At 66.2% G+C, this 26901-nt stretch carries 19 protein-coding genes; 12 read left to right on the forward strand and 7 right to left on the reverse strand.

What is annotated here, in order from left to right; genetic code table 11:
* Positions 1–106: 106 nt before the first annotated feature.
* The 3 genes from AC066Y_RS06535 to AC066Y_RS06545 all read right to left on the reverse strand — a co-directional run bounded on the left by AC066Y_RS06535 (position 107) and on the right by AC066Y_RS06545 (position 3037).
* Entirely contained in the window at positions 107–1609 is a 1503-nt protein-coding gene (locus AC066Y_RS06535) for a DUF255 domain-containing protein (protein ID WP_478273150.1), read from the reverse strand.
* Between the two features lie 97 nt (positions 1610–1706).
* Positions 1707–2171: a DoxX family protein gene (locus AC066Y_RS06540; RefSeq protein WP_478273151.1), complete on the reverse strand. Its 465-nt coding sequence runs from the start codon at positions 2169–2171 to the stop codon at positions 1707–1709.
* 134 nt (positions 2172–2305) lie between these two features.
* Positions 2306–3037 carry a cytochrome c biogenesis CcdA family protein gene (locus AC066Y_RS06545; protein WP_478273152.1) on the reverse strand — a complete coding sequence of 244 codons (732 nt, stop codon included), beginning with the start codon at positions 3035–3037 and terminating at the stop codon, positions 2306–2308.
* Positions 3038–3226: 189 nt separating this feature from the next.
* Here AC066Y_RS06545 and AC066Y_RS06550 point away from each other — a divergent pair, with 189 nt between their 5' ends.
* Complete coding sequence (locus tag AC066Y_RS06550) at positions 3227–5272, forward strand: adenylate/guanylate cyclase domain-containing protein (protein WP_478273153.1); 2046 nt, start codon at positions 3227–3229, stop codon at positions 5270–5272.
* Positions 5273–5516: 244 nt separating this feature from the next.
* Here the strand turns inward: AC066Y_RS06550 and AC066Y_RS06555 are convergent, their stop codons facing one another.
* Positions 5517–6263, reverse strand: coding sequence for a FadR/GntR family transcriptional regulator (locus tag AC066Y_RS06555; RefSeq protein WP_478273154.1), 747 nt, complete (start codon positions 6261–6263; stop codon positions 5517–5519).
* A gap of 181 nt (positions 6264–6444) precedes the next feature.
* Here AC066Y_RS06555 and AC066Y_RS06560 point away from each other — a divergent pair, with 181 nt between their 5' ends.
* From AC066Y_RS06560 to AC066Y_RS06595, 8 genes are all read left to right on the forward strand, one after another.
* Positions 6445–7476: a TRAP transporter substrate-binding protein gene (locus AC066Y_RS06560; RefSeq protein WP_478273155.1), complete on the forward strand. Its 1032-nt coding sequence runs from the start codon at positions 6445–6447 to the stop codon at positions 7474–7476.
* A gap of 9 nt (positions 7477–7485) precedes the next feature.
* A complete protein-coding gene (locus AC066Y_RS06565; RefSeq protein ID WP_478273156.1) occupies positions 7486–9342 on the forward strand; it encodes a TRAP transporter large permease in 1857 nt (618 codons plus the stop codon).
* A 12-nt stretch (positions 9343–9354) separates the two neighbouring features.
* A complete protein-coding gene (locus AC066Y_RS06570; RefSeq protein ID WP_478273157.1) occupies positions 9355–10338 on the forward strand; it encodes an NAD(P)-dependent oxidoreductase in 984 nt (327 codons plus the stop codon).
* A gap of 162 nt (positions 10339–10500) precedes the next feature.
* Positions 10501–11697, forward strand: a complete 1197-nt coding sequence (locus AC066Y_RS06575) for an ABC transporter substrate-binding protein (protein ID WP_224943442.1) — start codon at positions 10501–10503, stop codon at positions 11695–11697.
* 19 nt (positions 11698–11716) lie between these two features.
* Positions 11717–12574 carry a branched-chain amino acid ABC transporter permease gene (locus AC066Y_RS06580; RefSeq protein ID WP_478273158.1) on the forward strand — a complete coding sequence of 286 codons (858 nt, stop codon included), beginning with the start codon at positions 11717–11719 and terminating at the stop codon, positions 12572–12574.
* Positions 12574–14373, forward strand: a complete 1800-nt coding sequence (locus AC066Y_RS06585) for a branched-chain amino acid ABC transporter ATP-binding protein/permease (RefSeq protein ID WP_478273159.1) — start codon at positions 12574–12576, stop codon at positions 14371–14373. The genes AC066Y_RS06580 and AC066Y_RS06585 overlap by 1 nt, the downstream gene beginning before the upstream one ends.
* Positions 14354–15100, forward strand: a complete 747-nt coding sequence (locus AC066Y_RS06590) for an ABC transporter ATP-binding protein (protein WP_478273160.1) — start codon at positions 14354–14356, stop codon at positions 15098–15100. The genes AC066Y_RS06585 and AC066Y_RS06590 overlap by 20 nt, the downstream gene beginning before the upstream one ends.
* Positions 15101–15235: 135 nt before the next feature.
* Positions 15236–18367, forward strand: coding sequence for an adenylate/guanylate cyclase domain-containing protein (locus tag AC066Y_RS06595; protein ID WP_478273161.1), 3132 nt, complete (start codon positions 15236–15238; stop codon positions 18365–18367).
* Here the strand turns inward: AC066Y_RS06595 and AC066Y_RS06600 are convergent.
* Positions 18288–18959, reverse strand: coding sequence for a methyltransferase domain-containing protein (locus AC066Y_RS06600; RefSeq protein WP_478273162.1), 672 nt, complete (start codon positions 18957–18959; stop codon positions 18288–18290). The two genes, AC066Y_RS06595 and AC066Y_RS06600, sit on opposite strands and share 80 nt — an antisense overlap.
* 15 nt (positions 18960–18974) lie before the next feature.
* A complete protein-coding gene (locus AC066Y_RS06605) occupies positions 18975–19451 on the reverse strand; it encodes a hypothetical protein (RefSeq protein ID WP_478273163.1) in 477 nt (158 codons plus the stop codon).
* Positions 19452–19656: 205 nt separating this feature from the next.
* On the opposite strand from AC066Y_RS06605, the gene AC066Y_RS06610 reads away from it, so the two are divergent.
* Positions 19657–20949 carry an MFS transporter gene (locus AC066Y_RS06610; protein WP_478273164.1) on the forward strand — a complete coding sequence of 431 codons (1293 nt, stop codon included), beginning with the start codon at positions 19657–19659 and terminating at the stop codon, positions 20947–20949.
* Between the two features lie 4 nt (positions 20950–20953).
* On the opposite strand, the gene AC066Y_RS06615 is transcribed toward AC066Y_RS06610, so the two are convergent.
* Positions 20954–21565, reverse strand: coding sequence for a TetR/AcrR family transcriptional regulator (locus AC066Y_RS06615; RefSeq protein WP_478273165.1), 612 nt, complete (start codon positions 21563–21565; stop codon positions 20954–20956).
* 170 nt (positions 21566–21735) lie between these two features.
* Here AC066Y_RS06615 and AC066Y_RS06620 point away from each other — a divergent pair, with 170 nt between their 5' ends.
* Both AC066Y_RS06620 and AC066Y_RS06625 read left to right on the forward strand, forming a co-directional pair.
* Positions 21736–22968, forward strand: a complete 1233-nt coding sequence (locus tag AC066Y_RS06620; RefSeq protein ID WP_478273166.1) for a cytochrome P450 — start codon at positions 21736–21738, stop codon at positions 22966–22968.
* A gap of 189 nt (positions 22969–23157) precedes the next feature.
* Positions 23158–26889, forward strand: coding sequence for an AsmA family protein (locus tag AC066Y_RS06625; protein ID WP_478273167.1), 3732 nt, complete (start codon positions 23158–23160; stop codon positions 26887–26889).
* Positions 26890–26901 lie beyond the last annotated feature (12 nt).

Here is a 26901-nt window from a genome sequence, read left to right on the forward strand (position 1 = left end):
GTTTGGTCCGGGTCTGACGCCCCCTCCATGTCAAACACCATGGGCCAAATAGTATTTCATTGCGCCGGGCCGACCGGTTTGCTGCGTTGCACAGTCTGCATTTTAATCAGTTTTGCGCGGCGCGCGCCGGCTTCAGCTTCGCCATCTGCGCCACGTTGGCCTGCAACTCCGCGGCGCTGAACGCCGGGAACGAACAGATGCGGTTGCTGCAGGCAAAGGCCGCGGGCTCGCCGAGATCGGGATAGTCGACGTCCGGGTTGGGCAATCTGCCCTCACGCAGGTCGAGCCATTCGAGCCGCTTGTAGCGGGCGGGCAGGGCGCGGGCGATCGCATGCAGGCGTTGCGCGCGCGTGTCGTCCTTGTGTCCGACGATCGTGACATGCGTCGGCTCGGTGGCGAGTTCCTCATCGGCGAGCAGTACGCCGGGCATCGGCCGCGGCATCTCGGCCGAAGCTGCACCGAGGTAGCGCATCGCATGCGCCGCCAGTTCACGGGTGCCGTCGCTGCCGGTATAGCGGTTGAGCATGTTCATCAAGCGCGCGACCTGGATCTGGTCGTCGATCAGCTTGGCGGGCCTGGCGAACACGCCGGCTTGTCCTTCCGGCGTCTTCGAGGTGAGGAAGCCGCCGGCGTCGTCGCGGAACGTCGCGGCGAAGTCGCCGGCTCGCACCGCCGACGTCAGCCAGTCGCGATTGCCGGTCGCGGCGTAGAGATCGAGCAAAGCCTGTCCCATCGCAACGGTGTCGCCGAGAAAGGGGCCGCCGCGATCAAAATCCGTCAGGTAACGCTCGACGTTGCGCGCGGCCGCGAGATATTTCGCCTCGTTCCACCGCGCATAGGCCTGGCTGTACTGCCGCAGATATTGCGACTGGAACGAGATGATCTTCTCGAAATGCGGATGGCTCCAGGAGCCGGCCTCGGAATACTGGAACACGCCGCCCCACACCGGATCGATCAGCGCGACCGCGGCATCGAGCGTCTGCCTTGCGCGCCGTGTTGCGGTCGTGTCGCCGGCTTCGGCCCGGCTGATCGCAAGGTCGAGGCTGTCGGCGTCGATATATTTCTGGTTCTCGCCCCAGCCGCCGAGCTTGTCGTCGTAGGATTCGTCGAACGTCCTGGTCAGCTTGGTGCGTTGCGCCTTGCCGAGAAAGGCCGAAATGGCGGGCTTGATCTCGAACGCCTCGCCGACCGACGGGCCCTGCGAGGGATCGTCGATGATGGCCTTGAGCAGCGCCTGCATCCGCTCGGGCTCGATGTAACCCCTGATCTTGGCGATCTCGCTGCCGTCGGGCGCGAACACGATGGTCGCAGGCCAGCCCCAGTCGCCGTAGCGGCTCGAGAGGTCCGGATTGGCGTCCTGGTCGACGCGGACCGGGAGATATTTCGCCGCAAGCAGCTCCTGCACCCTGGGGTCGGCGTAGGTCGTTTTCTCCATCACGTGGCACCAGTGGCACCACACCGCCTCGAGATCGAGGATGACGAAGCGCTGCTCGGTCGTGGCGCGCGCGAACAAATCGTGGCTCCAGCCGGTCCATGCCGGGGCGTCCGCCGCAAGCGAGGGCGACGCGCTCAACGCCATGAGAACTGCGATGCTGCGGACAAGTCTCATGGCGCGCTCCCGAGGGCGAGGGTCGTCTGAGCTACGGGGCCGCCGGGATCGGGGCTCGCAAGCTCACGGGATTGTGAGCGTGCCTCCCGGGTTGTTCTCAGGTCGGCGCCTTCCGGCCCTCGGCCGCGTTGACCATCAGGCGGTCCAGCGACGCGGCGCCGGGACCTGCGATCGCAAGCCACATGAAGGCGGCGAAGTAGGTCGCCTCCTCGAACCCGAGCAAGGTCTCCAGCGAGTCGACGTCGCCCCATTTCGCCGACCTGATCGCGACGATCATCACCACCGCGAGCATCGCGGCGGGGATGCGGGTGAACAGGCCGAGGATCAGCATCGCGCCGCCGAAGCATTCGACGCCGGACACGAAGGGGGTGAGGATGGTCGGGAACGGAATGCCCCAGCCGACGAAGTTCTCGGTGACCTGGGCGAGGTTGGTGAGCTTGCCCCAGCCGGCCAGCATGAAGGTGTAGCCGACGATGATCCGCATGATCAGCGGCCCGGCCCAGGAAAAATGCGAGGCGATCCGCGCCGGCAGCAGAATCAGCAGGTTGACGATGAAGTTCATGCGAAACCCTCCCAATATTCCGCCACGCAGCCGGCGCCGGCGCTCGGTGCGAACGCACGTCAACCGGCACGAGCCAAAAGCTACGGCCGCGTCATGGTGGGAGTTTCGCCTGACATGGCGGCTTGTTACGGGCCCTAGCCGATATTTTGCAGCGCCGGGAAGGTTTCCAGCAGCCAGACGCTGACGCCCGACACCGCGCCGGTCAGGAAGCCGATGCCGGTGACCACCATCAGCACGCCCATCACGCGCTCGACGGTGTCGAGATGGCGCTTCATCCGCGCGAACACCGAGGAGAACTGCTTGACCATGAAGGCGGCGAGCAGGAAGGGGATGCCGAGCCCGGCGGAATACACCGCGAGCAGGCCGGCGCCTTTGGTCACCGTGGCCTCCGCGGCCGCAATCGAGAGGATCGCGGCCAGGATCGGCCCGATGCAGGGCGTCCAGCCGAAAGCGAACGCCAGCCCCATGACATAGGCGCCCCACAGCCCGACCGGCTTGGGCGCGGTCAGCCGCCCCTCGCGCATCAACAGGCCGATTCGGGTGATGCCGAGGAAGTGCAGGCCCATGATGATGATGACGATGCCGGCCAGGATCGAGAGCTCGGCCGACCAGGCGCGCACCAGCCCGCCGACGATCGACGCGCTGGCGCCGAGCGCCACGAACACGGTCGAGAAGCCGAGCACGAACATGACCGCCGAGATCATCACCGCGCGCTTGGAGGCTGCGGTGGCGCCGTCCTGGTTGACCTGCTCGATGGTCGCGCCAGTCAGGTAGATCAGATAGGGCGGCACCAGCGGCAGCACGCAGGGCGACAGGAAGCTGACTAGACCGGCGATCAAGGCGGCCGGGATCGTGACGTCGTGCATCAAGGAACCTTCGAAGATAGCTGGCCTGTCTTGGCGTGTACGCAGCCAACAATCCAGAAGTTTCGTCACTGAGGCCTTCAACTATGGTCACAGGCCCGTGTCCGGGGCTGTGTTGCGTCCCGGGCTGGTGAAACAATCGCGGATATGTTCCGTAATGCGGTAAAGCAACCGCTGATCCGGACCTCATCGATGCGCATCGGCATCCGCAGTGCCATCTCCGCCCTCGTCCTGACCTCGATCGTGGTCAGCGCCGTCGGCGTGCATCTGCTGTGGTGGCGCACCGCACAACGGGTGAGCCAGACGCTGGCCGACACCATCAACGACCAGATCGTCTCCGCGGTCGGCGACGAGCTGCAGTCGATCACGACCGAAGCGCGTTCGTCGATGACGGCGGTGCGGACGCTGTTGACCGAGAAGGTGCTGGACGCCCGCGACGCGCGCAAGCGGCAGTTCGTGTTCCTGTCGCAGCTGCAGTCGCAACCGACCATTTCATGGGTCGCGTTCGGCTGGCCGGACGGCACGTTTTTTGGCGCCCACAAGCTCGGCGACGCCGGCGTCGAGATGCTGACCATCTCGCCCGACCGCAAGCTGCGGGCCGATCGATACGACTATGCCGGTATCGACATCAAGCTCAGGGACAGCACTGTCGAGGATGGCAAATACCTGGTCACGGAGCAGCCCTGGTTTCGCGATGCGATCGCAGCCCGCGACCAGCAATGGTCGACGCTGACGACGCTGCCCCGCGGCGAGCGGCTGGCCGCGATGCTGGCGGTGCCGATCGATGTCGACGGCGAGCGCACCGGCGTGCTCGCCATCATCATCGAGCTGACCCGGGTGTCGAACTTCCTCTCGCAGCTGACGGTCGGCAAGTCGGCGGGCGCCTTCCTGCTCGATCGCGACGCCAGCGTGATCGCGTCTCCCGATGCTGACGCCGACGAGCTGAATGCGCTGAAGACCGACCACCCGCTGCTGCCGGTTGCGGTCGCCGCGGTCAGGCAGGCCGGCAAGGCCTACGATCCCGGCGATGGCGAGGCGTACCGCTCCCAGGTGACGCGGGACGGGCAGGCCTATCAGGCGGTGCTGACGCCGATCTCGTTCCCGGGCTGGTCGCTGGTGACGGTGGTGCCGGAATCCGAATTCCTCGGCCCGGTGCGGATGACGATCCGCAACCTGCTGATCGGACTCGCGGTGCTGATCGCGGCCGCCGGGCTGTTGTCGGCCTGGCTGGCGCAGCGCCTGATCGCGGCGCCCCTGATCAAGGTGGTCGGCGAGATCAGGCATGTCGAGCGTTTCGACCTCGACAAGGTCGAGCGGCATCCGTCGCGCCTTGCCGAGATCGAAAACCTCTCGGGTGCGATCGGCGACATGGCGCAGGGGCTCGCCGCGTTCCGCAAGTACATTCCGGCCGATCTGGTGCGGCGGCTGGTCAGCGACGGCAATGGTGCGCGGCTCGGTGGCGCGGTGCGGCCGATGAGCGTGATGTTCGTCGACCTTGCCGGTTTCACCGGCATGTCGGAACGGCTGGGCGATCGCATCATCCCCTTGCTGTCGCACTACTTCGACATCGTCTCCGCGGCGATCCAGCAGGAGAGCGGCACCATCGACAAGTTCATCGGCGACGCCGTCATGGCGTTCTGGGGCGCGCCGGCGGCCAATCCGGATCATGCCGCCGATTGCTGCCGGGCGGCGCTCGCCTGCCAGCACGCGGTCGCGCAGGCCGGCCTCGCCGACGACAAGGGAGAGCCGGTCAGGATCCGGATCGGCATCAATTCCGGCGACATGCTGGTCGGCAATATCGGCTCGGAGGTGCGGCTCAACTACACCGTGATCGGCGATGCCGTGAACATCGCGAGCCGTCTCGAGGGCACCAACAAGGTCTATGGATCGACCATCATCATCGGTCCGGAGACGCGGCGTCTGGCCGGTGACCGCATCGTCGTCCGCGAGCTCGACCGGCTCGCCGTCTACGGCCGCGCCGGCGGGCTCGAAATTTACGAATTGATCGCAATGGCCGACGAGGGCGCGATCGCGCGCGACTGGATCGCGTCCTACGAGGCCGGGCTTGCGGCCTGGCGCGCCGGCGATTTCACCGCAGCGATCGCGGCGTTCGAGAGGTCCTCGCAACTCCGCGGCACCGATGCGGCCGCAACGCTAATGATCGCGCGATGCAGGCATCAGCTCGCCAATCCCAGCGATGAGGATTGGGACGGCACCACGGTCGCGCGGTCGAAATAGCGGGAGCTGCGCGGCGGCATGTGCAAGCCGCAGTGAGGTGCGGCAACGCCGCGAGCTTGGCTGTTTGATAGCTTGAATCGAGAGCCATTCTCATCGTCGTCCCGGCGAAGGCCGGGGGGATGCATAACCCCAAATGCAAACTATTGCGCGATGCTCGAACGACCAGTCCCACCGACAACATCCGCAGCGGCGTATGGGTCCCGGCCTTCGCCGGGACGACGGTGGGGAGAGAGTTGCTCGCTCGTTATCGCTTGCGCGCGCCTTTGCCCGGCGCTGTCTCGAACTCCCGTCCGCGAATCCGTACCAGATCGTCGGCGGAATGCGCCAGCAGCACCACCGTCGCCTCGCGTGCAGCCTCGGCATCTCCGGCGGCAATCGCGTCCAGCACCGCGCGGTGCTCGATCAGCGCGCGCGGGCGGTGCGAGCCGGGGGCTGCGATCGTAAAGCTCTGGCGCAGGGTGATCTCGAACATCTGCGCGATCGGCCAGAAGAACTCGTTGCGGGTCGCGAAATAGATCGCCTGATGGAACATGATGTCGGCGGCGACGAAGTCCTCATTGGTTCTTGCCGCGTCCATGCCGTCGCATCCGGCGCGGATACGGGCGATGTCACCTTCCTCCGCATGGGTCGCGGCCAACGCTGCGGCGGCGGGCTCGACCGCCGAGCGCAGCTGAAACAGCTTGGCCAGATAGCGATCGATTTCCGCGGTCTCGAGGTGCCAGCGCAGCACGTCGGGATCGAGCTGATTCCACTGCTCGGGCGGCCGCACCCGCGTGCCGCTCTTCGGCCGCGACTCGATCAACCCCTTGCCGGTCAGCGTCCGCATCGCCTCGCGCACCACGGTGCGGCTGACATCCATCATCTCGCAGATCTGCATCTCCGGCGGCAACGTCTCGCCGACGCCGATCTCGCCGCGCACGATGCTACTGCCGACCCGGTCGGCGACCTGGCTGTGCACGCTCCGGCGCAACGCGTTGGAGGTCTGGAACATCGGAAGCCTCGCTGCAGTTGGTTGCCTGCACCGCCGCCGCGGCGCTCTTGCACAACCGAATGCGTTTTGTCATACATTATGACAAAAGCGCTGCCAAGCTCGCGCCGGGCCGCGGGCGGCCACGAGAACGCCAAGACAAAGCGAAGACAAAAGCGATCCGTTCCTGGGGAGGAGCATCATCATGATCTCGAAGCATGTGAACCGCCGCATCGTGTTGCGGTCGTCGGCCGCTGCTGCGGCGTGGCTCGCCGCCGCGCCCGCGATCATCGGCCGCGCGCAGGCCGCGACCATGAAGATGCGATGCTCGTCGTCGCTCCCGAACGATCCCAAATATGCCAACGGCCGCGTCTACTACGACAACCTCGTCAAGAGCCTGAAGGCGAACGGGCTCGGCGAGCAGATCGAGGTCACCTTCTTCCCCGACAACCAGCTCGGCCAGGAGATCGACGTCATCAACTCGGTGAAGCTCGGGGTGATCGACCTGATGGTCTCGGGCTCGTCGATCTCGGCGAACCTCGTGCCGCTGGTCGGGACTTTCGATCTCGGCTACCTCTTCACCAGCTACGAGCAGCAGACCAAGGCGTTCGATGCCGGCGCGGCGAGGCCGATCGAGGATGCGCTGCTCAAGGGCGGCAGCATCCACATCATCGCCTGGGCCTACAATTTCGGCGCCCGCAGCGTGCTGGCGAAGAAGCCGGTGAACACGCCGGAAGACCTCGCCGGCCTGAAGATCCGCACGCTGCCCAACCCGATCATCACCGAATGCCTGCGCTTGATGGGGGCCGCGGCGACGCCGCTGGCGTTCGGCGAGATCTATACGGCGCTGCAGGCCGGCGTGCTCGACGGCCTCGAGCACGATCCGCCGACCATCCTGGCGAGCAAGTTCTATGAGACGGCGAAGCACTACGCGCTGACCCAGCACATCTTCTCGCCGCTCGCGGTCTATTTCAGCGACACCACCTTCAATCGCATGGCCCCCAAGCTGCGCGAAGGCTTCCTCGACGCGGCGAAGCAGGCCGCGACCGACACCCGCGCGCATGGGCTCGCGGTGGAGAAGGAGGCACTGGCGGCCCTGGTGGAGAAGGGCGTCACGGTCGTTGAATGCGACAAGGAGGCGTTCCGCAAGCGCGTGCTGCCGCAGACCGACAATTTCATCAAGGCGCGGCCCGAGGCGAAGGCGGTCGTCGATCTGATCCGCGCCACCCAGGCCTGAGGTCGGCGCATGTCAGTCGCCGCAGTCGCGACGAGCCGCAGCGCCGACCGGACCACGGCGCCGCTGCTCGCCGTCAGTGACGCGATCGCCGCGATCCTGCTCGCCGCCGATCTCGTGGTGGTGTGCGTCTCGGTGCTGGCCCGCTTCCTGTTCAATGCGCCGGTCGAATGGTCCGACGACGTCGCCCGCGGCCTGATGGTCGGGTCGAGCTTCTTCGGTGCGGCGAGCGCGCTGGCACGCAGCGAGAATCTCGGTGTCGCCTTCTTCGTCGACATGCTGCCGCCGGGCGTACGACGGGTCGTCGACGCGGTCGGTGCGCTGCTCGTCACCATCGTCGCAGGCTATGTCGCGTTCAACGCCGTCAAGATGGGCTGGCTCACCACCGGCCAGACCTCCGGCTCCGGCCTGCCGCTGGAATGGACGTTCTACCCGATGGGCGTCGGTGCGGCGTTCATGACGATCTTCGCGTTCGAGACGTTCTGCGGCCGGCCGGTGCGCGACATGGCGGCCGGCATCGTCGCGACCGCCGCCATCGCGGGTCTCTACCTGGCCTGGGATGCGCTTGCACCGTCGTCGGTGCCGCCGTCGCAGGCGTTGATGCTGATCGGCTTCTTCCTCACGCTGTTCGGCGGATTGCCAATCGGCTTTGCGCTGGCGCTGGCGGCGCTGATCTTCATCTGGGTGGAAGGCACGCTGCCCGGCGTGATCTTCGCCCAGCAGATGGCGCGCGGCATCGACAATTTCGTGCTGCTGGCGATCCCGTTCTTCATCCTGGTCGGCTACCTCATGGAAGCCAACGGCATGTCGGTCCGGCTGATCGAGCTGTTGCAGCGCGCAGTCGGGCGGATGCGCGGCGGCCTCAACGTCGTGATGGTGATGTCGATGGTGCTGTTCTCCGGCATCTCCGGCTCCAAGATGGCCGACGTCGCCGCCGTCGGTTCGGTGCTGATCCCGGCGGCGCGCCGCTCGCGGCAGAATCCCGGTGGGGCCGTGGCGCTGCTGGCGGCCTCCGCCGTGATGGCGGAAACCATTCCGCCCTGCATCAACCTCATCATCCTCGGCTTCGTCGCCAATCTGTCGATCGGCGGATTGTTCGTCGCCGGCATGCTGCCCGCCGCGTTGATGGCGCTGGCGTTGATCGCGGTGTCGATCATCTTCGGCAAGCGTCCCGCCGCGACTGACGAAGCCGAGCCGCGTGCCGCAGTCTCGGGGCTATGGACCGGCGCGATCGCCTCGTTCGGGCTGATCTTCATGATCTTCTTTGGCTTCAAGAGCGGCTTTGCCACCGCAACCGAGATCTCGGCGTTTGCCGCGGTCTACGCCATCGCCGTCGGCAGCCTGCTGTTCCGCGAGCTCGGTGCGAAAAGCCTCGCGCACTGCTTTGTGCAATCGGCGACGCGGTCGGGCCTGGTGCTGTTCATCGTCGCGGCGGCGCAATCGCTTGCCTTCATCCTGACGCTGCAGCAGGTGCCGCACGCGGTCGGGGACCTCATGCTGGCGATCTCGGGCAGCCATGGCGTCTGGCTGTTCATGCTGTTGTCGATCCTGGTGCTGGTGGTGATGGGCTCGGTGCTGGAAGGCGCCGCGGCGCTGATCATCTTCGGGCCGCTGCTGCTGCCGGTTGCCGTCAAGCTCGGCATCGATCCCCTGCATTTCGGCGTCGTGCTTGTCATCGCGATGGGGCTCGGGCTCTTTGCGCCACCACTTGGTCTTGGCCTCTACGGCGCCTGCCTGATCGGCAATGTGCCGATCGAGCAGACCATCAAGCCGATCTCGGGCTATCTTGGCCTGCTGCTGCTGTGCCTGCTGGTGATCGCCTTCGTGCCCGCTATCAGCACGGCCTTGCCGCATGCGCTCGGTTACTAGGGGAAGCGAAACGTGAAGGTCCTTCTCGCCCATACGCCGCAGATGCGCCGCGACTATTACGGCGAGCGCAGCCTGAACGGTCTGCGCGCGGTCGCCGACGTCTCGCTGCACGAGGGTGACGCGGCGCTCGACGCGGCGGCACTGGTCGAGGCCGCAGCCGATGTCGACATCATCGTCGCCGATCGCATGACGCCGGGGCCAGGGGAGATCTTTCCGCTGCTGCCGAAGCTACGCGCCTTCGTGCGCTGCGCGGTCGATATTCGCAATATCGACGTGGCGGCCGCGTCCGCCGTCGGCGTGCTGGTGACGCAGGCGAGCGCGGGCTTTGTCCAGTCGGTCGCCGAGCTCGCGCTCGGCTTCATGATCGATCTGTCGCGCGGCGTCTCGCGCGCCACCGCCGACTATCATGCGGGCAGGGCGCCCGAGGTCGTGATGGGCCGCCAGCTCGCGGGAAGCACGATCGGCATCATCGGCTATGGCAGCATCGGGCGCTATCTTGCCGGGATCGCCAAGGTGCTCGGCATGAATGTGCTGGTCGCAGATCCCTTCGTGACGCCAGACGATGCCGCGATCCGGCATGTGCCGCTCGACGATCTGCTGGCGCGCGCCGATTACGTCGTCTGCCTCGCGATCGCCAATGCGGAGACCGAGAACCTGATCGGGCAGACCGCGCTGGCGCGGATGCAGACGCACGCCTTCTTCATCAACCTGTCGCGCGGCAACCTCGTCGATGAGACGGCGCTGGCGGCCGCGTTGCGCGAGGGCCGCATCGCGGGCGCCGCGATGGATGTCGGCCGCGCGCCCGACCAGATGCCGGCGCCGGAGCTCGCGAAGCTCGGCAATGTAATCGCAACCCCGCATGTCGGCGGCCTGACGCCGCAAGCCATCGAGCATCAATCGTCGGAGACCGTGCGTCAGGTCGCAAAGATCGTCGCCGGCGAGATACCCGTCGGCGCTGTCAATGCCGAGCACTGGATGCGGCGGCCGAGGCCATGAAAGTTCGGCTGATCCCAATGCCGTCCGCGGGACTGGACAACACCTTCGCATCCGGCCCAAACTTGAGGCTGTCAAACCGCGGCCCAGAGCGCGCGGACAATCAATCAACGGACGTCCCGCAACAAACGACGGGCGCCGAGAGGGAAACAGGGAGTGCATCACATGGCCATTTCACGCCGTGACGTTTTATTGGGCAGTGCCGGTGCACTCGGCGCCGCATCGTTCTCCTTCCCGGCTCCTGCCATCGCACAATCGGAACCGATCAAGATCGGCTGTCTCGCGGCGATCACCGGGCCGAGCTCGGCGCCGACCGTCGGGTTCAACCGCGGCGTCAACTTCGCGGTCGATGCCATCAACGGCGCGGGCGGGGTGAAGGGCCGCAAGATCGAGCTCGTGATGCGCGACACCCAGGGCGATCCGACCAAGGCGGTGAACGCCACGCAGGAGCTGATCAGCCAGGCCAAGGTGCACGCGATCTGGGGGCCGCTGAATTCGGGCGAGGCGCTGGCGACGACGCCGATCATGGCGCGCGCCAAGATGCCGGACTTGCACCCCTGCGTCGTCGAGACCCTGATCGATCCGGTCAAGTTCCCCAATGCATTCCGCATCGCGCCGTCGAACAATCAATGGGATGACGCCGTGCGCAATTATTGCCTCAAGATCCTCAAGGTGAAGAAGGTCGCCGTGATCGGCGACACCACCGGCTATGGCGTTACCGCGGTCGGCGCCTCCGTCGCGGCGTTCAAGAAGGACGGTGCCGAGGTGGTCTATCAGGCCAATATCGACGCCACGCAACCCGACATGACGCCCGACATGCTGCGCGCCAAGAATGCCGGCGCCGAGGCGATTGTGGTGTGGAGCGTCTCGACCGGCATGGAGGCGCGCATGTTCAATACCCGCGCCGCGATGAGCTGGGATGTTCCCTTCGTCGGACATCCCTCGCTGGCGTCTGGTGAACTTGCAAGCCTGGTTGCCAAGCCCGAGAACTGGAAGAAGGTCTATGCGATCGGCTACAAGAGCTGCAGCTATGACAGTGCCGGCAAGCTGCCGCCGAAAAGCGCGGACCTGGTCGCACGGTTGACCAAGGCCAACATCGCGCTGAACGACACGCTGTTGTGGTGGATCGCGGGCGGCATCGATTGCATCGAGCTGATCGCCAAGGCGGTCGCGGAAAGCGGCTCGACCGACAGCGCCGGCATCGTCAACTACTGGAATTCGCTGTCGACCTATCCCGGCTATTTCGGCAACTACCGCTTCTCGCCGACCCAGCATAACGGCTATTTGACCGAAGAGATCGTGATGTCGGAAGCCTCGACCGCCAAGGACGGCACCTTCGCGCTGGCGCCGGGATACACATAGTAGGGCGAGGGCGCAGCCGATGCTGGCCTCGATCCTTGCATCCGGTCTCGCGGCGGGCGCGATCTACGCGCTGGTCGGCGTCACCTACAACACGATGTTCTCGACCTCGCGGGTGATGAGCTTCACCGCCGGCCAGCTCGCGATGCTGGGCGGCGTGTTCGGCTCGATGTTCACGCTGAAGCTCGGCCTGCCGGTTGCGGTCGGCTTCGTGCTGACGCTGCTCTGCTGCGCGGTGATCGGGGTCATCACCGAATTCGTCGCGGTGCGGCCGGTCCTCAAGAGCCTCGACCAGCATCTCTACGTGCTCTCGACGCTCGCGGTCGCGCTGATGATCCAGCAGGTCACCGCGATCAAATGGGGCACCGAGCCGCAGCCGTTCCCGCGCATCGCAGGATTCGGCGAGGGCGTTTGGGACGAGAAATTCTGGCTGCCGGTCGCCGCCTGCGCCGTCACCATCGTCGGCCTCGAATATCTCTATCGCCGCACGCTGGTCGGCCGCGCGTTCCTCGCCATCGCCGAGGACAATTTCGCGGCGCGGGCGCTCGGCCTGCCCGAGCGCAATCTGCGCGTCGCGAGCTACGCGCTCGCCGGCATGGTGGGCGGCATCGCCGGATTCTCCGGCGGGCAGTTGCTCCTCGCCTTCTTCGCCAATGGTGCGCTGCTCAATTTCTACGGCTTCGTGCCGGTGGCGCTCGGCGGGCTCGGCAATAACCGAGGCGCGATCATCGGCGGGCTGGCGCTTGGCCTGTTCCAGCAGGCGGCAAACTTCCTGGTCGGCGGCATCTTCTCCTCGGTCGCGGTGTTCACGCTGTTCATCGTGGTGCTGCTCGCAGCGCCGCAAGGGCTGTTCGGCGCCTCGACCGCGCGGAGAGTGTGATGACGTCGGTCGCAGCCGCGCCGCCCCGAACCGACAGCGCCGCATGGCGCGCGGCGCTGCCGCACGTCCTGCCGTTCCTCGGCATTCTCGCGCTAGCCGTGCTGTTGCCCTTCGTCAGCAACGACTACTGGGTGCTGATCGGCACCCGCGCCGCGATCTACTGGGTGCTGGTGTCGGGCCTCAATCTCGTCGTCGGCTTTGCGGGGCATCTCGCGATCGGCTATGTCGCGCTGCTGACGCTTGGCGCCTACACGACCAGCGTGCTGGTCGCCGGCAACGTGATGCCGGCGATTCCGGTGTTTGCCGCCTTGCCGATCGCAGGCCTGATCGGCGCAATCTTCGGCGTGATCGTCGGCCTGCCGGCCTTGCGCCTGCGCACCTTCTATTTCGCGATGTCGACCCTGGGCTTTGCGACCATCGTGACCCAGATCGCGCTGGCCTGGCAAAGCGTGACCGGTGGTGGCATCGGCATCGCCGGCCCCGAATTCCCGGCGCCGTTCAATACGCCGTGGGGCTTCTACGGCCTCTGCATCACCTTTGCCGCGTTCACCACTTGGATGAGCGCCAATGTCGCGCGCAGCCGCTTCGGCCGTGCCTTGATCGCGGTGCGCGACGCCGAGGTCGCCGCCGAAGCCAGCGGCATCTCCAAGCCGCATATGCTGATTGCGATCTTCCTGTTCGCCGGCGCGCTGGCGGCGATCGCCGGCGGATTGTTCGCAACCCTGCAGACCTACATCACGCCGGATGCGTTCACCTTCGATCTCTCGGTGCTGTTCTTCATCGCGATCCTGATCGGCGGCCGCGGCTCCATCCTCGGGCCGATGCTCGGCACCATCATCCTGACCATCCTGCCGGAGATCGCGGCGCCGCTGGCGGCATGGTCGACCTTCCTCTACGCGGTGCTGCTGCTGCTGATCGTGCTGGTGATGCCCGGCGGCATCGCGGCGCTGCTCGATTTCCGCAACCGCCGTCCGCTCGCCAGCAACCGCGCCATCGTTCCGCGCCCGGCCGCGCTCGCCGACATCGTGCGCCGGCGCGACGGCGGCAAGCCGCTGCGGCTGCGCGGCATCGCGCTGAGCTTCGGCAATGTGAAGGCGATCGACGGCCTCGACCTCGACGTCGCGCCCGGCCAAATTCACGGGCTGATCGGCCCGAACGGCAGCGGCAAGACCACCACGCTGAACGTGATCTCCGGGTACTACGCCGCGAAGGCCGGCACCATGACGCTCGGCGATGAGATGTTGCCCGCTGGCGAACCAGTCAAGCGCGCGGCCAGCGGCATCGCGCGCACCTTCCAGACCCCGCGCGTGATCGGCGAAGCCTCGGTGCTGGAGAACGTCATGATCGGCGGTTCGATCGAGGGCAGGGCCAATTTCGTCGAGGCGATGCTGGCATTGCCGCGCAACGGCGCGGACGAGCGCATGCTCGCCGCCAAGGCGCGGGCGCTGCTCGGCGTGGTCGGACTTGAGGCGCTCGCCGATGCGCGCGCCGATCGCCTGCAGCACAGCGAGCTGCGCTTCATCGAGATCGCACGCGCCCTGATGCTCGATCCGGACTTCCTGCTGCTCGACGAGCCCGCGGCGGGCCTCTCCAACGACGAGATCGAGCGGCTCGCCAGCCTGATCAAGGCGGTCTGCGGCCGCGGCACCGGTGTGCTGCTGGTCGAGCATCATGCCGACCTGATCTTCGATATCTGTCACCAGGTCACCGTGCTCAATCTCGGCCGCACGCTGGCGGCGGGAACGCCGGCGGAGATCCGCGTCCACAAGGAGGTCGTCAGTGCTTACCTCGGCGGCTGAACCTCTGCTCAACGTGAGCGGACTGGAATCCGGCTACGGCAAGATCCGCGTGCTGCACGGCATCGACATGACGATCGCCGCCGGCGAGGTCGTGGCATTGCTCGGTCCGAACGGCGCCGGCAAGACCACGCTGCTGCGCGCGATGTCGGGTCTGTTGCCGGTCAATGCCGGGCAGGTCCGGTTCGGCGGACGCGACATGACCAACGCCACGCCGCGCGATGCCGCGCGTGCCGGGCTCGTGCATGTGATCGAGGGGCATCGCGTGTTCACGCAGATCTCGGTGACCGACAATCTGCTGCTCGCCGGCTACGACCTGCCGCGCGCGGAACGCGCCGTGCGCGTCGAGGAAGCGCTGTCATTCTTTCCCGAGATCGCCGAGAAGCGGCACGAACGCGGCGGCGCGCTGTCGGGCGGGCAGCAGCAGATGCTGACGGTGGCGCAAGGCCTGGTCCGCCGGCCGCGGCTGTTGATGCTCGACGAGCCCTCCGCGGGACTGTCGCCGGTGCTGGTCGATCGCGTCCTCAACGTCATCGGCCGGCTGCGCGGGCAAGGCACCTCCGTGCTGCTGGTCGAACAGCTGCTGGAGAAGGCGCTCGCCTGTGCCGATCGGGTCTACGCGCTTGTGCAGGGGACGATCGCGCTGGAGGCCGTGACCGGCGAGGGCGACCTCGCGCACCGGCTGGAGCGCGCTTATTTCGGCCATGAAAGCCATGCGCTGGGGGCCTGAGGCCGCCTTTCCCCGCGCGCTCAAAACTCGGGCTTGGCGCGTGGCGCCGTTTCTGGCTTGATTGCCCGATGAGGCTGGCCTTGTTAGAGTGCACCGGAATCCGCAAGTGGACAGTGTATCGGGAAGGTGGTGTTCATGCTGTGCCCGGCCTGTCAATCCGAGACCTTGGCAGAGGATGGTGTCTGCCGGTCGTGTGGGCTGAGCTTCTCTTCCGTCTGTCCGAATTGTCAGCATCCGAATCTCGAGACCGCGCGCTTTTGCGGCGCCTGCGGCGAACGTCTGGACCAGGCCCAGCCGGTTGGCGAGCGCAAGGTGGTCAGCGTGATGTTCGCCGATATCGTCGGCTCCACCGAGTTGATCGGGGACAACGATCCCGAGCTCGCGCTCGATCGCCTGCCGCCCGCTCTGGCGCGGATGGGTAACGCCGTCCGGCAGTTCGACGGCACCATCATGCGCAGCATGGGCGATGGGCTGATGGTGATCTTCGGTATCCCCCATGCCCAGGAGGATCATGCGTTGCGCGCCTGCCAGGCCGCGCTCGCCATGGTCCAGTCGTCGCGCGACAATGGCATCGTGCTGCGGGTCGGCATCCACTCCGGCGAGATCGTCGCCGGCGTGCCGGACAAGTTCACGAAAGAGCAGGGCGTCTATGGCGCTGCCGTGCACCTTGCAAGCCGCCTCGAACACATGGCGCAACCGGGCGACATCTGCGTCACGGAGTCGACGTTCAAGCTCGTGCAGGCGTCCTGCGATGGGCGCGCGCTGGGCCACCAGGACGTCAAGGGGTTTCCGCGGCCGGTCGCCGTCTACCGGCTGGTCGGGATGAAGCCAGCACGCGCGCCCTTCCGCGATGCCGTCGTCGGCGTCTATCGCGGCCGCGATGCCGAGCTTGCCGTGCTGCACGACGCCTTCGCCGGGGCCGAACAGGGGGAAGGCAAGGCGATCGGCATCTCGGCACCGCCCGGCCTTGGCAAGAGCCGCCTGTGCTTCGAATTTGCCCGGACCGTCAAGGAGCGTTTGGTGCCGGTGCAGGAGGCGCGGGCATCGCCCTACGATCACTCCGGTCCGTTGCAGCCGCTGCTGGAATTCTTCCGCAACTTCTTCCGGATCGCCTCGAGCGACGATGCGGAGACGGCGCGCGGCAAGGTCGCGGCGCGGATCGAGTCCTCGGTCCCGCATTTGATGGACGATGTGGCGGTGCTGACCGATTTTCTCGGTATTCGCGACCCGCAGTCCCCGGTGCCCGCGATGGATCCGCGGTCGCGGCACACGCGGCTCGTCAATCTTGTCGCGAGCCTGGTGCGCGACGGCACGCGCACGCCGTCGGTGATCATCATCGAGGACTTGCACTGGCTGGACGAAGCGAGCATCGAGTTCGTCTCGGCGCTGGTGAATGTCGCGCATGTCAGCCGCGCCTTGATCATTCTGACCTACCGGCCGACCTATCGGGCGCCGTGGCAGGAGGGCCAGGGCTTCCACGAAATCCGGCTCGGTGAACTGCGTGACGAGGATGTCTCCGCGCTGATCATGGATATGATCGGCGATCATCCGTCCACCGCCGCAATTTCCGAGCGCATTGTCGAACGAAGCGGCGGCAATCCGTTCTTCGCGGAGGAGTTGGTTCGTTCGCTGATCGACAGTTCGGACCTGACCGGCCGGCCCGGCGAATACGAGATGTCCGGGCAGGCATCGCCCGAGACGCTGCCTGCGACGGTGCAGACCGTGATCGGCGCGCGCATCGATCGCCTCGCGCCGGGGGACAAGGAGGTGCTGCAGGTCGGTGCCACGATTGGGCGGGAGTTTCCGCTCTCCGTGCTGGCCGAAGTGACACGCTGCACCCACGTCGATCTCGTCGGCATTCTCGACCGATTGTCGCAGGTCGAGCTGATCCAGGAGATCACCAGCGAGACCGAGCATGATCGATATGCGTTCCGGCATCCGCTGATCCAGGAAGTCGCCTATGGGATGCAATTGCGCGCCCGCCGCGTCGAGCTGCATCTGGCGGTGGCGCATGCGCTCGAGCGCTTCCACCATAACCAGCTCGGCGAATATGCCGATCTGATCGCGTATCATTTCGAATCCGCCAAGGATTTCGCTTCGGCGGCCAACTATCTGGCCCGTTCGGCGAGCTGGATCGGCACCACCAATTCGCGGCTGGGCATGAAGTCGTGGCTCAAGGTTCGGCTGTTGCTGCAATCGCTGCCGCGCTCGCCGGAAACCGACCGGCTGCGTATGCAGGCATCCGGTCACGTGTTGATTCTTGGCTGGCGCGAAGGCATCAGCACCGAAGAGGCTACTCCGTTCTTCCAGGAGGCGTTGGTTGCAGCACGAGACCTCAAGGACTCGCTCTGGGAGGTTCTGATCCTCGCCGCCTATGGCCGGGTCTCCGCAGGTACAGGCTCGGCCGACGAATATGTCGCCCAGTTGCTGCACGCGATCGAGGTCTGCGAGGATCCGAGCATCAGGACCATCCTGCAGGCGCTTTTGTGCCAGGCCTATGGCTACGCAGGAAAACTGCGGGAAGCGATCGCGGCTGCAGAATCCGCGCTCAAGCATGCCGCAAGCATCGACAGGTCCCACGAAGCGCCGCTGGGCTTCGATGTCGCGCGCTGGGTTGAGAGCCTGCACGCGCGTCTGCTGGTGCGGACGGGCAGTTTCGACGTTGCGCGGGAGAGCATCGCCCGGCTGGTCGCCAGCGAGAGGGGCCATCTCGATCCGGCGGTCTTGTTCATTCCGCATCATGCCGGGGTCGAAATGGCCTGGCTGACGCAGGACGAAAAGCTTGCCGATCTGCACAGCCTGCGTATCGACGAGATCGCCAGGAGAAGCGACACCCCCTATGTCGCGGTGTATGCGAGCGTCTGCCGCGGACTGGCGCTGTCGCTGGCGAGGGACCACGCGGCTGCGGTCCAGATGCTTGAATCGGCGATCCGGCTCGCGCGGGAGGCCTTCGCCGGCCTAGAATATGAAAGCGACATGCTGGCATTCCTTGCCGAGATTCATCTGAAAAGTAACAATCTGGCCGCGGCCCTCAGCGCCGCTGAACAGGGGATCGCGGTCGCGCGGGAGCGACGGGCGCGGCTCGCCGAATGCCGTTCGACGCTGGTGCTCGCGCATGTGGTCAATTCGGAAGGCTTGCGCTATCCGCAGTACCAGTTGACAGAGATGCTTGCACGCGCCCGGCTTCTCATCGAGGAGACCGGCGCCTCACCCTACGAGCGGCTGTTTCCGGTCGTGCAGTCGTCGTCCTGCGGACAAGAAGCGTGAACTCGCGCATGCCGTAGTCGGTGACCGCTTCGACGCGACCGAATCGCTCGCAAAACCCTATCCAGCGCTCCGGCGCGGACCGATAGAGCCCGGTCTCAGTGGGGGCTTCGTCATGCGGCAGCATGAAATTGACGGCGAAGCCGATCCGGCTGCTGGCCGCAAGATCGGCGACGATCGCCTCGACATACACTTCCCATGCCGCGACGGGATGACCAAGCCGGACGTTGAATATCCCGCTCGCCAGAGAATAATCGGCGAGTGCGCCGCACTGCGAACCCTCGGTGAAGCTGGCCAGTGTGTTGCCGGCCCAGCGGCCGCGAGCGGCCGCGACCATCGCTGGCGAAATGTCGATGCCGCGATAAGTCACGGCCACGTCGCCGTGCCGCATGGCCAGGAATTCCAGCAGCGCGCCATAGCCGCAGCCGAAATCATTCAGGCTGAACGGCCGCCCGAAATCGCACAGTTTCACGAGCTGCGCGAAACGCAGATATTGCGAGAGCACGTTCGGCCAATCGACCCCGAGCGGGGTCGGGCCATGGCGCTCCAGCGTTCCGGAATAGTAATCGCGAACCTTGGCGTGCGGCTCGGGCATCGCCGAGGTTTCAGATCACTTCTTGCGCGCGCCGGCCTTGGGGCGGTCGGCCGCGATCGTCGGCATAGAGATCGTCAGAAAAACCAACGGGGAATAGCTCAGGACGCGATCGCCTGACGTCACCTGCACGATGCCTTTCGGAGACTCCGCCGGGTGCGAGGTAAAGTGTACCGGCAGCGGCTTGCGGCTTTCGAGATTGGCCTGCAGCGACGCGACGACTTGATCGTGTCCATTCAGCTTCGTTGCCTTGCCGTCGACTGACGCGCCGGTCTTCTTCAGCAGATTCAGATACCTGAAAAACCCGTCGCGATCTGCTTCGCCAACCGGCGCGATATTGAGTAGCCCAAAGGACATCCGCAGCGTGCGTTGCGGCGAGAAGACCTTGAACTCCTTCTGAAACTGGACCATTTCGTCCAGGGCTTCTGCAATAAATCGGGACTTCATCTGCTGCAAAAGATCGGGAACGTATCTGTCGGCAACCAACCCGCCCATTGTATTCCTCCTGAAAAGGCCATGATAACCCGCTTCCCGGCTCCCGGCTAGCTGTGAGCGGATCGGCTGATGGTACAATCACCAGTTTACGCCGCTGTCTATGAATTGCTTCATAGAGTTGGCCGTGCATGATGCAAAGCCGACGTCTTTCGTGAGCCGTCCCGTCCGTTCGGCTTGTTGTCCATTCCTGTTGCGCAGTGTTTCCATGCGACTTCCCTTCTTCTACGGCTGGGTCATCGTCGCGGTGACCTTCGTCACCATGGCGATCGGCGTCAACGCACGGACGGCGTTCTCGCTGTTCTATCCGCCGATCATCTCTGAATTCGGCTGGGAACGCGGCGTTACCGCGGGTGCATTCTCGTTCGGGTTTGTCGCTTCCGCGATCGCGAGCCCGCTGATCGGCCGGCTGATGGACCGCAGCGGTCCGCGCGCGGTGATGGAGCTTGGTGTGCTCTTGATGGGCTCCGGCCTGCTGCTGGCGCCCTTGACCACGCAACCCTGGCATCTCTATCTCACCATCGGCGTGCTGGTTGGTTCCGGCAGCGTCTGCCTCGGCTATTCCGGGCAATCACTGTTCGTGCCGAACTGGTTCATCCGCCGCCGTGGCCTCGCAATCGGGCTCGCCTTCGCCGGTGTCGGCATCGGCTCGGTGACGCTGCTGCCATGGGTGCAGCACATGATCGAGCACACCGGTTGGCGCACCGCCTGCACAGCAATGGGGATCGTGGTGCTGGTCGTGCTCGCGCCGATCAACCTGTTGCTGCACAAGCGGCCGGAGGACGTCGGCCTGCAGCCGGACGGCGATGCGGCGCCGACGGCGACGTCGGCGAAGCCGGCATCGAACATCGTCGATCCGGTATGGGCCGGCACCGACTGGACGCTGTCGCGTGCGCTGCGCACCGCGCGGTTCTGGTGGATCGCGACCGGCTATTTCTGCGGCCTGTACATCTGGTATGCGGTGCAGGTGCACCAGACCAAATTCCTGCTCGACATCGGCTTCAGCTCCAACGTCGGCGTCTGGGCGCTTGGCGTCGTCAGCCTGCTCGGCATTCCCGGCCAGATCTGGCTCGGGCATCTCTCCGATCGCATCGGCCGCGAATGGGTGTGGGCGATCTCGTGCTTGGGCTTCGTGATCTGCTTCGCCGCGCTCGCCGCCTTGAAATACTGGCCGAGCATGACGCTGATCTATCTCATGGTCTTCACCCAGGGCGCGCTCGGCTATGGCCTGACCTCCGTGATGGGACCGGTGGTGCTCGAGATCTTCCAGGGCAAGCAATACGGCAGCATTTTCGGCACCGTGATGCTGGCCGCGCTCGCCGGCGGAGCCGCCGGCCCCTGGATCACGGGCCAGCTCTACGATTTCTCAGGCAGCTATACCAGCGCGTTCCTGCTCGGCATTGCCGTCAGCCTGCTGTCGGCGTTCGCGATCTGGCAGGCTTCGCCGCGCAAGGTCCGTGCCGTCGCCGGCCAGATGCATAAGGTCGCCAGCGCGGCCTGACACATCAGGCGGATGAAACGCCGATCGCCCGCTGCAGGTCGGTGATCGCGCGCAGGCAACTGTCGGCGGGTGTGGTCTCCGGATCGATCAGGCGGTGCAGGCGGAAACCATCTTCCAGCGCCAGCACGATCGCGCCGGTCCAGTCCGGGTTGAGTCTGGCGTTCCTGCCGCTGTTCTTCTGCGCGGTCTCGACGATGTCGGCGATCAGCTTGCGCCGCGCCCGCAGGCGCTTGGCGAGCTCGGGCCGGCGCTTCTCGGCGCGCGCCACGAACAGGATCATCTCCATATGCAGGAGAGGCGAGCGCCCGAGCGGATCCTGCCGGCTGCGGTCCACGGTGCGCAATGCCTCCAGGAAGTCGGCCAGGTCCTTGTGCTTGGCGAGCAAATCGAGATTGCGCCGGATCGATTGCTCGACGTGATCCTCGAGCATCGCGAAGATCAGCTCGTCCTTGCTCTTGAAGTTCGAATAGAAGGCGCCGCGGGTGAAACCCGCCGCAGTCGCGATCGCCTCGATGCTGGCGCCGCCAATTCCCTGTTCCTCGAACACCCGCGCCGCCGCCTCGAACAGCTTCTCGCAGGTGTCGTCCCGTGTCGGTCTGGTTCGAACCCTTGACATCGGCGCAGTTTAGGGCACAATGCAACTCGATACAAGAGTGTATCGAGTTGCATTTGCTAGAACCAGAGTTGCTAAACCAGAATGGCCGCACCCGTGTTGGTGCGGTCTTGAGGATGACACCAAGGCGCGCCAGAGTGCAGGCACCGGCGTAGCGCACGAACGAGGTCACCATGAACGAGCAAGTTCAGCCGGCCAGCGGCGAGCCGCTTTTCAATCCACTGGCGCCCGAATTCATTCGCAATCCCTATCCGTATTATGAGCGGCTACGCCGCATCGACCCGATGCATGTCAACGCGCATGGCGCCTTCGTGGCCAGCCGGCACGCCGAGGCGAGCCTCGTGCTACGCGACAAGCGCTTCGGCAAGGACTATGTCGAGCGCTCGATCCGCCGCTACGGCCCCAAGATCATGGAGGAGCCGGTCATCCGCAGCATGAGCCACTGGATGCTGCAGCAGGACCCGCCCGACCACACCCGCCTGCGCGGCCTCGTCGTCAAGGCGTTCACCGCACGCCGGGTCGAGGACATGCGCCCGCGCATCCAGCACGTCGTCGACGAAACGCTCGACCGCATCATTCCGCAGGGACGGATGGACCTGATCGAGGATTTCGCGTTCCGCCTGCCGGTGACGATCATCTGCGACATGCTCGGTATCCCCGAGGAGCATCGCGACGCCTTCTACAACGGCTCGCGCGACGGCGGACGCCTGCTCGAACCGGTGCCGCTGTCGGCGGAGGAGATCAAGCAGGGCAACGCCGGTAACGCGATGGCCGCGATGTATTTCCACCAGCTGTTCGAGCTGCGCCGCAAGCAGCCCGGCGACGACCTCACCACCCAACTGGTGCAGGCCGAGGAGAACGGCCAGAAGCTGACCAACGAGGAGCTGACCGCCAACATCATCCTGCTGTTCGGCGCCGGCCACGAGACGACCGTCAACCTGATCGGCAACGGCCTGCTCGCGCTGTACCGCAACCCGGACCAGCTCGCGCTGCTGAAGGCCAATCCCGGCCTGATCACCAATGCGATCGAGGAGTTCCTGCGCTACGATTCCTCGGTGCAGCTGACCGGCCGCGTCGCGCTGGAAGACATCGAGGATCTCGGCGGCAAGCGCATCCCGAAGGGCGAGAGCGTGCTGTGCCTGCTGGGCTCGGCCAATCACGACGAGGCTGTGTATCCCGACCATCCCGAGAAGCTGGACATCCAGCGGCCGAACGTGAAGCCGCTGTCGTTCGGCGGCGGCATCCATTTCTGCCTCGGCGCCCAGCTGGCGCGGATCGAGGCCGAGATCGCGATCTCGACGCTGCTGCGCCGGATCCCCGACCTGCGGCTCGATGACGCGGAAAATCCGGAGTGGCGGCCGACCTTCGTGCTGCGCGGGCTGAAGCGGCTCCCGGCAAGCTGGTGACATCCCGGATGCGCGGCAGGGCAGTAACCCTGCCGCGACGGCCGGCGGGCGCGCACGCTTGAGCGGAAAACCGCCATCCGCCTGACGTCGCAGCGGTAATGCCGCTGTGACTTCGCCATACTTGTCTCTATATTTGGGTTGCTCCGGCCGAGGGTTCAGCACCGCGGAGCGGGCTCAAAGGGAGACACCGTGCAGACGACGCTGCTCGGCCTGGCAATCGCCTTCATTCTTGCACTGGTCGCCGCGCTGGTCGGTCCGTATTTCGTTGACTGGAACCAGTTCAGGCCGCAGTTCGAGGCGGAGGCGTCCAAGATCATCGGCACGCCGGTTCGTGTCGCCGGCAATCTCGACGCGCGCCTGCTGCCCGCGCCATCGCTGCGGTTGAAAACCGTCACCATCGGCGGCGCCAACGACCTCGGCAAGGTCCGGGCCGCCAGTCTCGACGTCGAGCTCAGCCTGAGCTCGCTGATGCGCGGCGAGTGGCGCGCCAACGAACTCACCATCAACGGCATGTCGCTCGACCTCGGGCTCGATCCGAAGGGGCGGATCGACTGGTCGCCGTCGAGCGGGAGCTTCAACCTCGCTTCGCTGGCGATCGATCGCCTCAATCTGACCGGCCGCATCGCACTGCACGATGCCGCAAGCAGCAGCACGCTCGAGCTGAACGACATCGCCTTCAGCGGCGATGTTCGCTCGCTTGCCGGCGCAGTCCGCGGCGACGGCAATTTCATGTTCGACGGCAACCGCTACCCGTTCCGGATTTCCTCGGGGCAAAGCGCCGACGGCAGCGGCACCCGCCTGCATTTCAACATCGATCCCGGACAGCGCCCGATATCGGCCGATCTCGACGGCATCCTGACCTTCGAGGCCCGCGCACCGCGGTTCGAGGGGAGCGTGGCGTTGGCGGGCACACCTGGCCAGCGCGGCGGCAGCGATATGCCGCCCTGGCGGATCGCGGCCAAGGTGAAATCGGATTATTCGGCAGCCCGTCTCGACCAGGTCGAGGTGAGCTATGGCGGTGAGGACCGCGCACTGAAGCTCGCTGGAAATGGCGATCTCCGGTTCGGCGCGTCGCCGCTGCTGCGCGCCGCGCTTTCCGCACGACAGCTCGATGGCGACAAGTTCGCCGCCAAAGATAGCGCCAAGGACAGCAACAACGGCAATGTCGAGCCGGTCCGCGTGCTGCCGGTGATGCGCGCGGTGCTGTCGGGTCTTCCGCAAAGCCCGATCCCGGCACGGGTGGAGCTCAGCTCCGAACAGATCATGCTCGGCGGCCGCCCGTTGCAGGACGTCTCGGCGGAGCTGCAATCGGATGCGAAATCATGGACCGTGCGCCGGCTGGAGTTTCGCGCGCCGGGATCGACGCGGGTCTCGATGAGCGGCGCCAGCGCGCAGACCGGCGTCGCCAACAGCTTCAAGACCGCGCTCAACATCGAATCGTCCGACCCCGATACGCTGATGAGCTGGCTGCAGGGGCGGGGCGACATCGCCTATCGCAGCCAGAAGCCGCTGCGGTTGCGCGGCGACGTCACGGTGTCGCCGGCCGGTTTTTCGATCGACGCGATGAAGGCGGAGATCGAGGGCGGCACGGTCGAGGGCCGCGTCGCGGTCGCGCATCGCGAGGCGACGAGCGGCTCGAAGGTCGAGGCGCAGTTGAAGGCGGAGCGGCTCGATCTCGATGCGACCGCAACATTCGTCCGCTCGCTGGCCGGTCCGCAAGCCGAATGGCCGGACGAGGCGCAGCTGTCGCTCGATGTCGGGCGCGCGATCTCCTCGGGGCAGGAATTGCGGCCGTTGCTGGTGAAGATCGCCTACGGCCCGAAGAACATCGTGCTCGAGCGCGTCAAGATCGGTCAGCCCGACAATGTCACTCTTGACGGCAGTGGCAATTTCGACCGCGTCAATTCGACCGGCAAGCTCGCCGTCGATGCGACCGCCGCGTCGCTTGGCCGGCTGACGGCTATGGTTCAGCCCTTCGCACCGGAGCTTGCTGCGCGGCTCGGCGTGCTGCGTGCGGATGCCGGTCCGGTCCGTGCGAGGCTTGCGCTCGACCTCGGCAAAGGCAAGGCCGCCGATCGCGTCAGCGCGCGCGCGACGGTCGATCTCGACACGCCGCAACTCAAGGGCAATACGGTGATCTCGGCGACGCCGCCGGCGGCTGCGATCCGTGCGCTGGATTTCGACGCACTTCGCAACAGCGACGTCACGGCCGAGGCAAAATTCTCCGCCAGCGAGGGCAATGCGCTGCTGGCGCTGCTTGGGCTTGACCGTGCGGTCGCAGCCGGTGCGGGGGTGACGCAGTTCGAGGGCATCGCGAGCGGCGCGTGGCACGCGCCGTTGCGACTGAAGGCGCGGCTCTGGGGCGCCGGGCTCGACGCGGATGCCGAAGGGACCGCGGAGCCGTGGTCCAAGGATGGGGCCGGGGAGAGCAAATCGAGCGTCAGCCTCCGTGTCCGCAGCGCCGACATCAGTCCGCTGCTCAATCTGAAATCATCCGATCCGGCGGCCAACATCCGCTTGTCGTCGCGGATCACGCTTGCGGGTGACAGGCTGACCTTCGACGATCTCGACAGCATCGTCGCCGGTTCGCGGCTGCGCGGCCGGCTGGCGCTGACGCTCGCCGATCAGAAGAGCATCGAAGGTGAAGTCGGCCTCGATCAGATCACGCTGGCGCCGATTTTCGCGGCGGCGATCGGCGCGGCCGGTCACGATGCGACGGAGCCGCTCGGCCAGGGGCTGACAAGCGCCTGGCGCGGCAAGGTCACGTTCGAAGCGCTGCACGGTCTGCTGCCTGGCGGCGCCGAGCTGCAGCCGGTCCGCGGCACCATCAGGTCGGATGGGCAGTCGCTGACCTTCGACGGCGTCAAGGGCAAGATCGGCGGCGGCGAGGCGACCGCCTCCATCGATGCGCGGCAGGGCGTCAATGGACTCGCCTTAAATGCAAATGTGCAGCTTTCGGGCGTCGACGGCTCGGCCTTGCGCTACCGCAGTCTCGCGATGCCCAAGGCACGCGCTTCGATGCAGATGACGTTGTTGACGCAGGGCCGCAGCGCCTCGGCGCTGATCGGTGCGCTGTCCGGCAGCGGCGCCGTGACGCTGGAGGGGTTGATCCTTCCGGGGCTCGATCCGCGCGCGTTCGACGTTGCGATCCGCGCCAGCGATTCCGGGCAGGCGACCGACGACGCGCGGCTGCGGCAGATCGTCGAACCGGCGCTCGCGGCCGGCGGGCTGTCGGTCGCTTCGGCGCAAATTCCCTTCAACATTCGTGACGGCCGGATCCGGATCGGCGTCACCACGCTCGCGGCGAGCGGTGCCAACGTCATCGTGTCCGGCGGCTACGACATTCCGGCCGACCAGGCCGACATCCGCACCGCGCTGACATCGACGCAGGTCGGCACCGCCACCAGCCGCCCGGAAATTCAGCTGCTGGCGGTGGGCACGCCCGACGGATTGTCGCGCAGCATCGACATTGCAGCGTTGTCGTCGTGGCTGGCGGTGCGCGCGATCGACCGGGAGACCAAGCGGCTCGACGCGATCGAGCGCGGCGAACCGGTGCCGCCGCCGACCCCGGCAGCCCTTCCGCCGCCCGCCGCACCGGTGCCGGACGCGTCCAATCCAAATTCGGCCGGAGTGCCTTCTGCCAACTTGCCGGTGCCCGGCCCTGATCCGCGCCGCGTGCCGGCGAAGCCGAAGATCGTTGCGCCGCGGCCGCCGATCGTCCCGCCGGCTGCCACAGCACCTCCAGCTGTGCCGCTCGTGCCGCCGGCGCCGGTTGCGAGCCAGCCGCAGCTGGCGCCGCTGCCGCCGCCGATCGAGGTCAAGCCGGTGCCCGGTGCGGCCAGGTCGAGGCCGCTGCGGCCGCCGCTGTCGCTGACGCCGCAGGTCGCCAATCCGCCGCCGCGGCCGGCGCTGCAGAACTAGGAAGCGCTTTCA

It is taken from the genome of Bradyrhizobium sp. USDA3010, assembly GCF_056429065.1.

Bases quoted from the DNA above. Each gene is read 5' to 3' on its own strand.
- AC066Y_RS06585 (WP_478273159.1), top strand. From the start codon at position 12,574: ATGACGTCGGTCGCAGCCGCGCCGCCCCGAACCGACAGCGCCGCATGG.
- AC066Y_RS06565 (WP_478273156.1), top strand. From the start codon at position 7,486: ATGTCAGTCGCCGCAGTCGCGACGAGCCGCAGCGCCGACCGGACCACG.
- AC066Y_RS06620 (WP_478273166.1), top strand. From the start codon at position 21,736: ATGAACGAGCAAGTTCAGCCGGCCAGCGGCGAGCCGCTTTTCAATCCA.
- AC066Y_RS06615 (WP_478273165.1), bottom strand. From the start codon at position 21,565: ATGTCAAGGGTTCGAACCAGACCGACACGGGACGACACCTGCGAGAAG.
- AC066Y_RS06580 (WP_478273158.1), top strand. From the start codon at position 11,717: ATGCTGGCCTCGATCCTTGCATCCGGTCTCGCGGCGGGCGCGATCTAC.
- AC066Y_RS06610 (WP_478273164.1), top strand. From the start codon at position 19,657: ATGCGACTTCCCTTCTTCTACGGCTGGGTCATCGTCGCGGTGACCTTC.
- AC066Y_RS06605 (WP_478273163.1), bottom strand. From the start codon at position 19,451: ATGGGCGGGTTGGTTGCCGACAGATACGTTCCCGATCTTTTGCAGCAG.
- AC066Y_RS06560 (WP_478273155.1), top strand. From the start codon at position 6,445: ATGATCTCGAAGCATGTGAACCGCCGCATCGTGTTGCGGTCGTCGGCC.
- AC066Y_RS06535 (WP_478273150.1), bottom strand. From the start codon at position 1,609: ATGAGACTTGTCCGCAGCATCGCAGTTCTCATGGCGTTGAGCGCGTCG.
- AC066Y_RS06550 (WP_478273153.1), top strand. From the start codon at position 3,227: ATGCGCATCGGCATCCGCAGTGCCATCTCCGCCCTCGTCCTGACCTCG.
- AC066Y_RS06600 (WP_478273162.1), bottom strand. From the start codon at position 18,959: ATGCCCGAGCCGCACGCCAAGGTTCGCGATTACTATTCCGGAACGCTG.
- AC066Y_RS06545 (WP_478273152.1), bottom strand. From the start codon at position 3,037: ATGCACGACGTCACGATCCCGGCCGCCTTGATCGCCGGTCTAGTCAGC.
- AC066Y_RS06540 (WP_478273151.1), bottom strand. From the start codon at position 2,171: ATGAACTTCATCGTCAACCTGCTGATTCTGCTGCCGGCGCGGATCGCC.
- AC066Y_RS06575 (WP_224943442.1), top strand. From the start codon at position 10,501: ATGGCCATTTCACGCCGTGACGTTTTATTGGGCAGTGCCGGTGCACTC.
- AC066Y_RS06595 (WP_478273161.1), top strand. From the start codon at position 15,236: ATGCTGTGCCCGGCCTGTCAATCCGAGACCTTGGCAGAGGATGGTGTC.
- AC066Y_RS06555 (WP_478273154.1), bottom strand. From the start codon at position 6,263: ATGTTCCAGACCTCCAACGCGTTGCGCCGGAGCGTGCACAGCCAGGTC.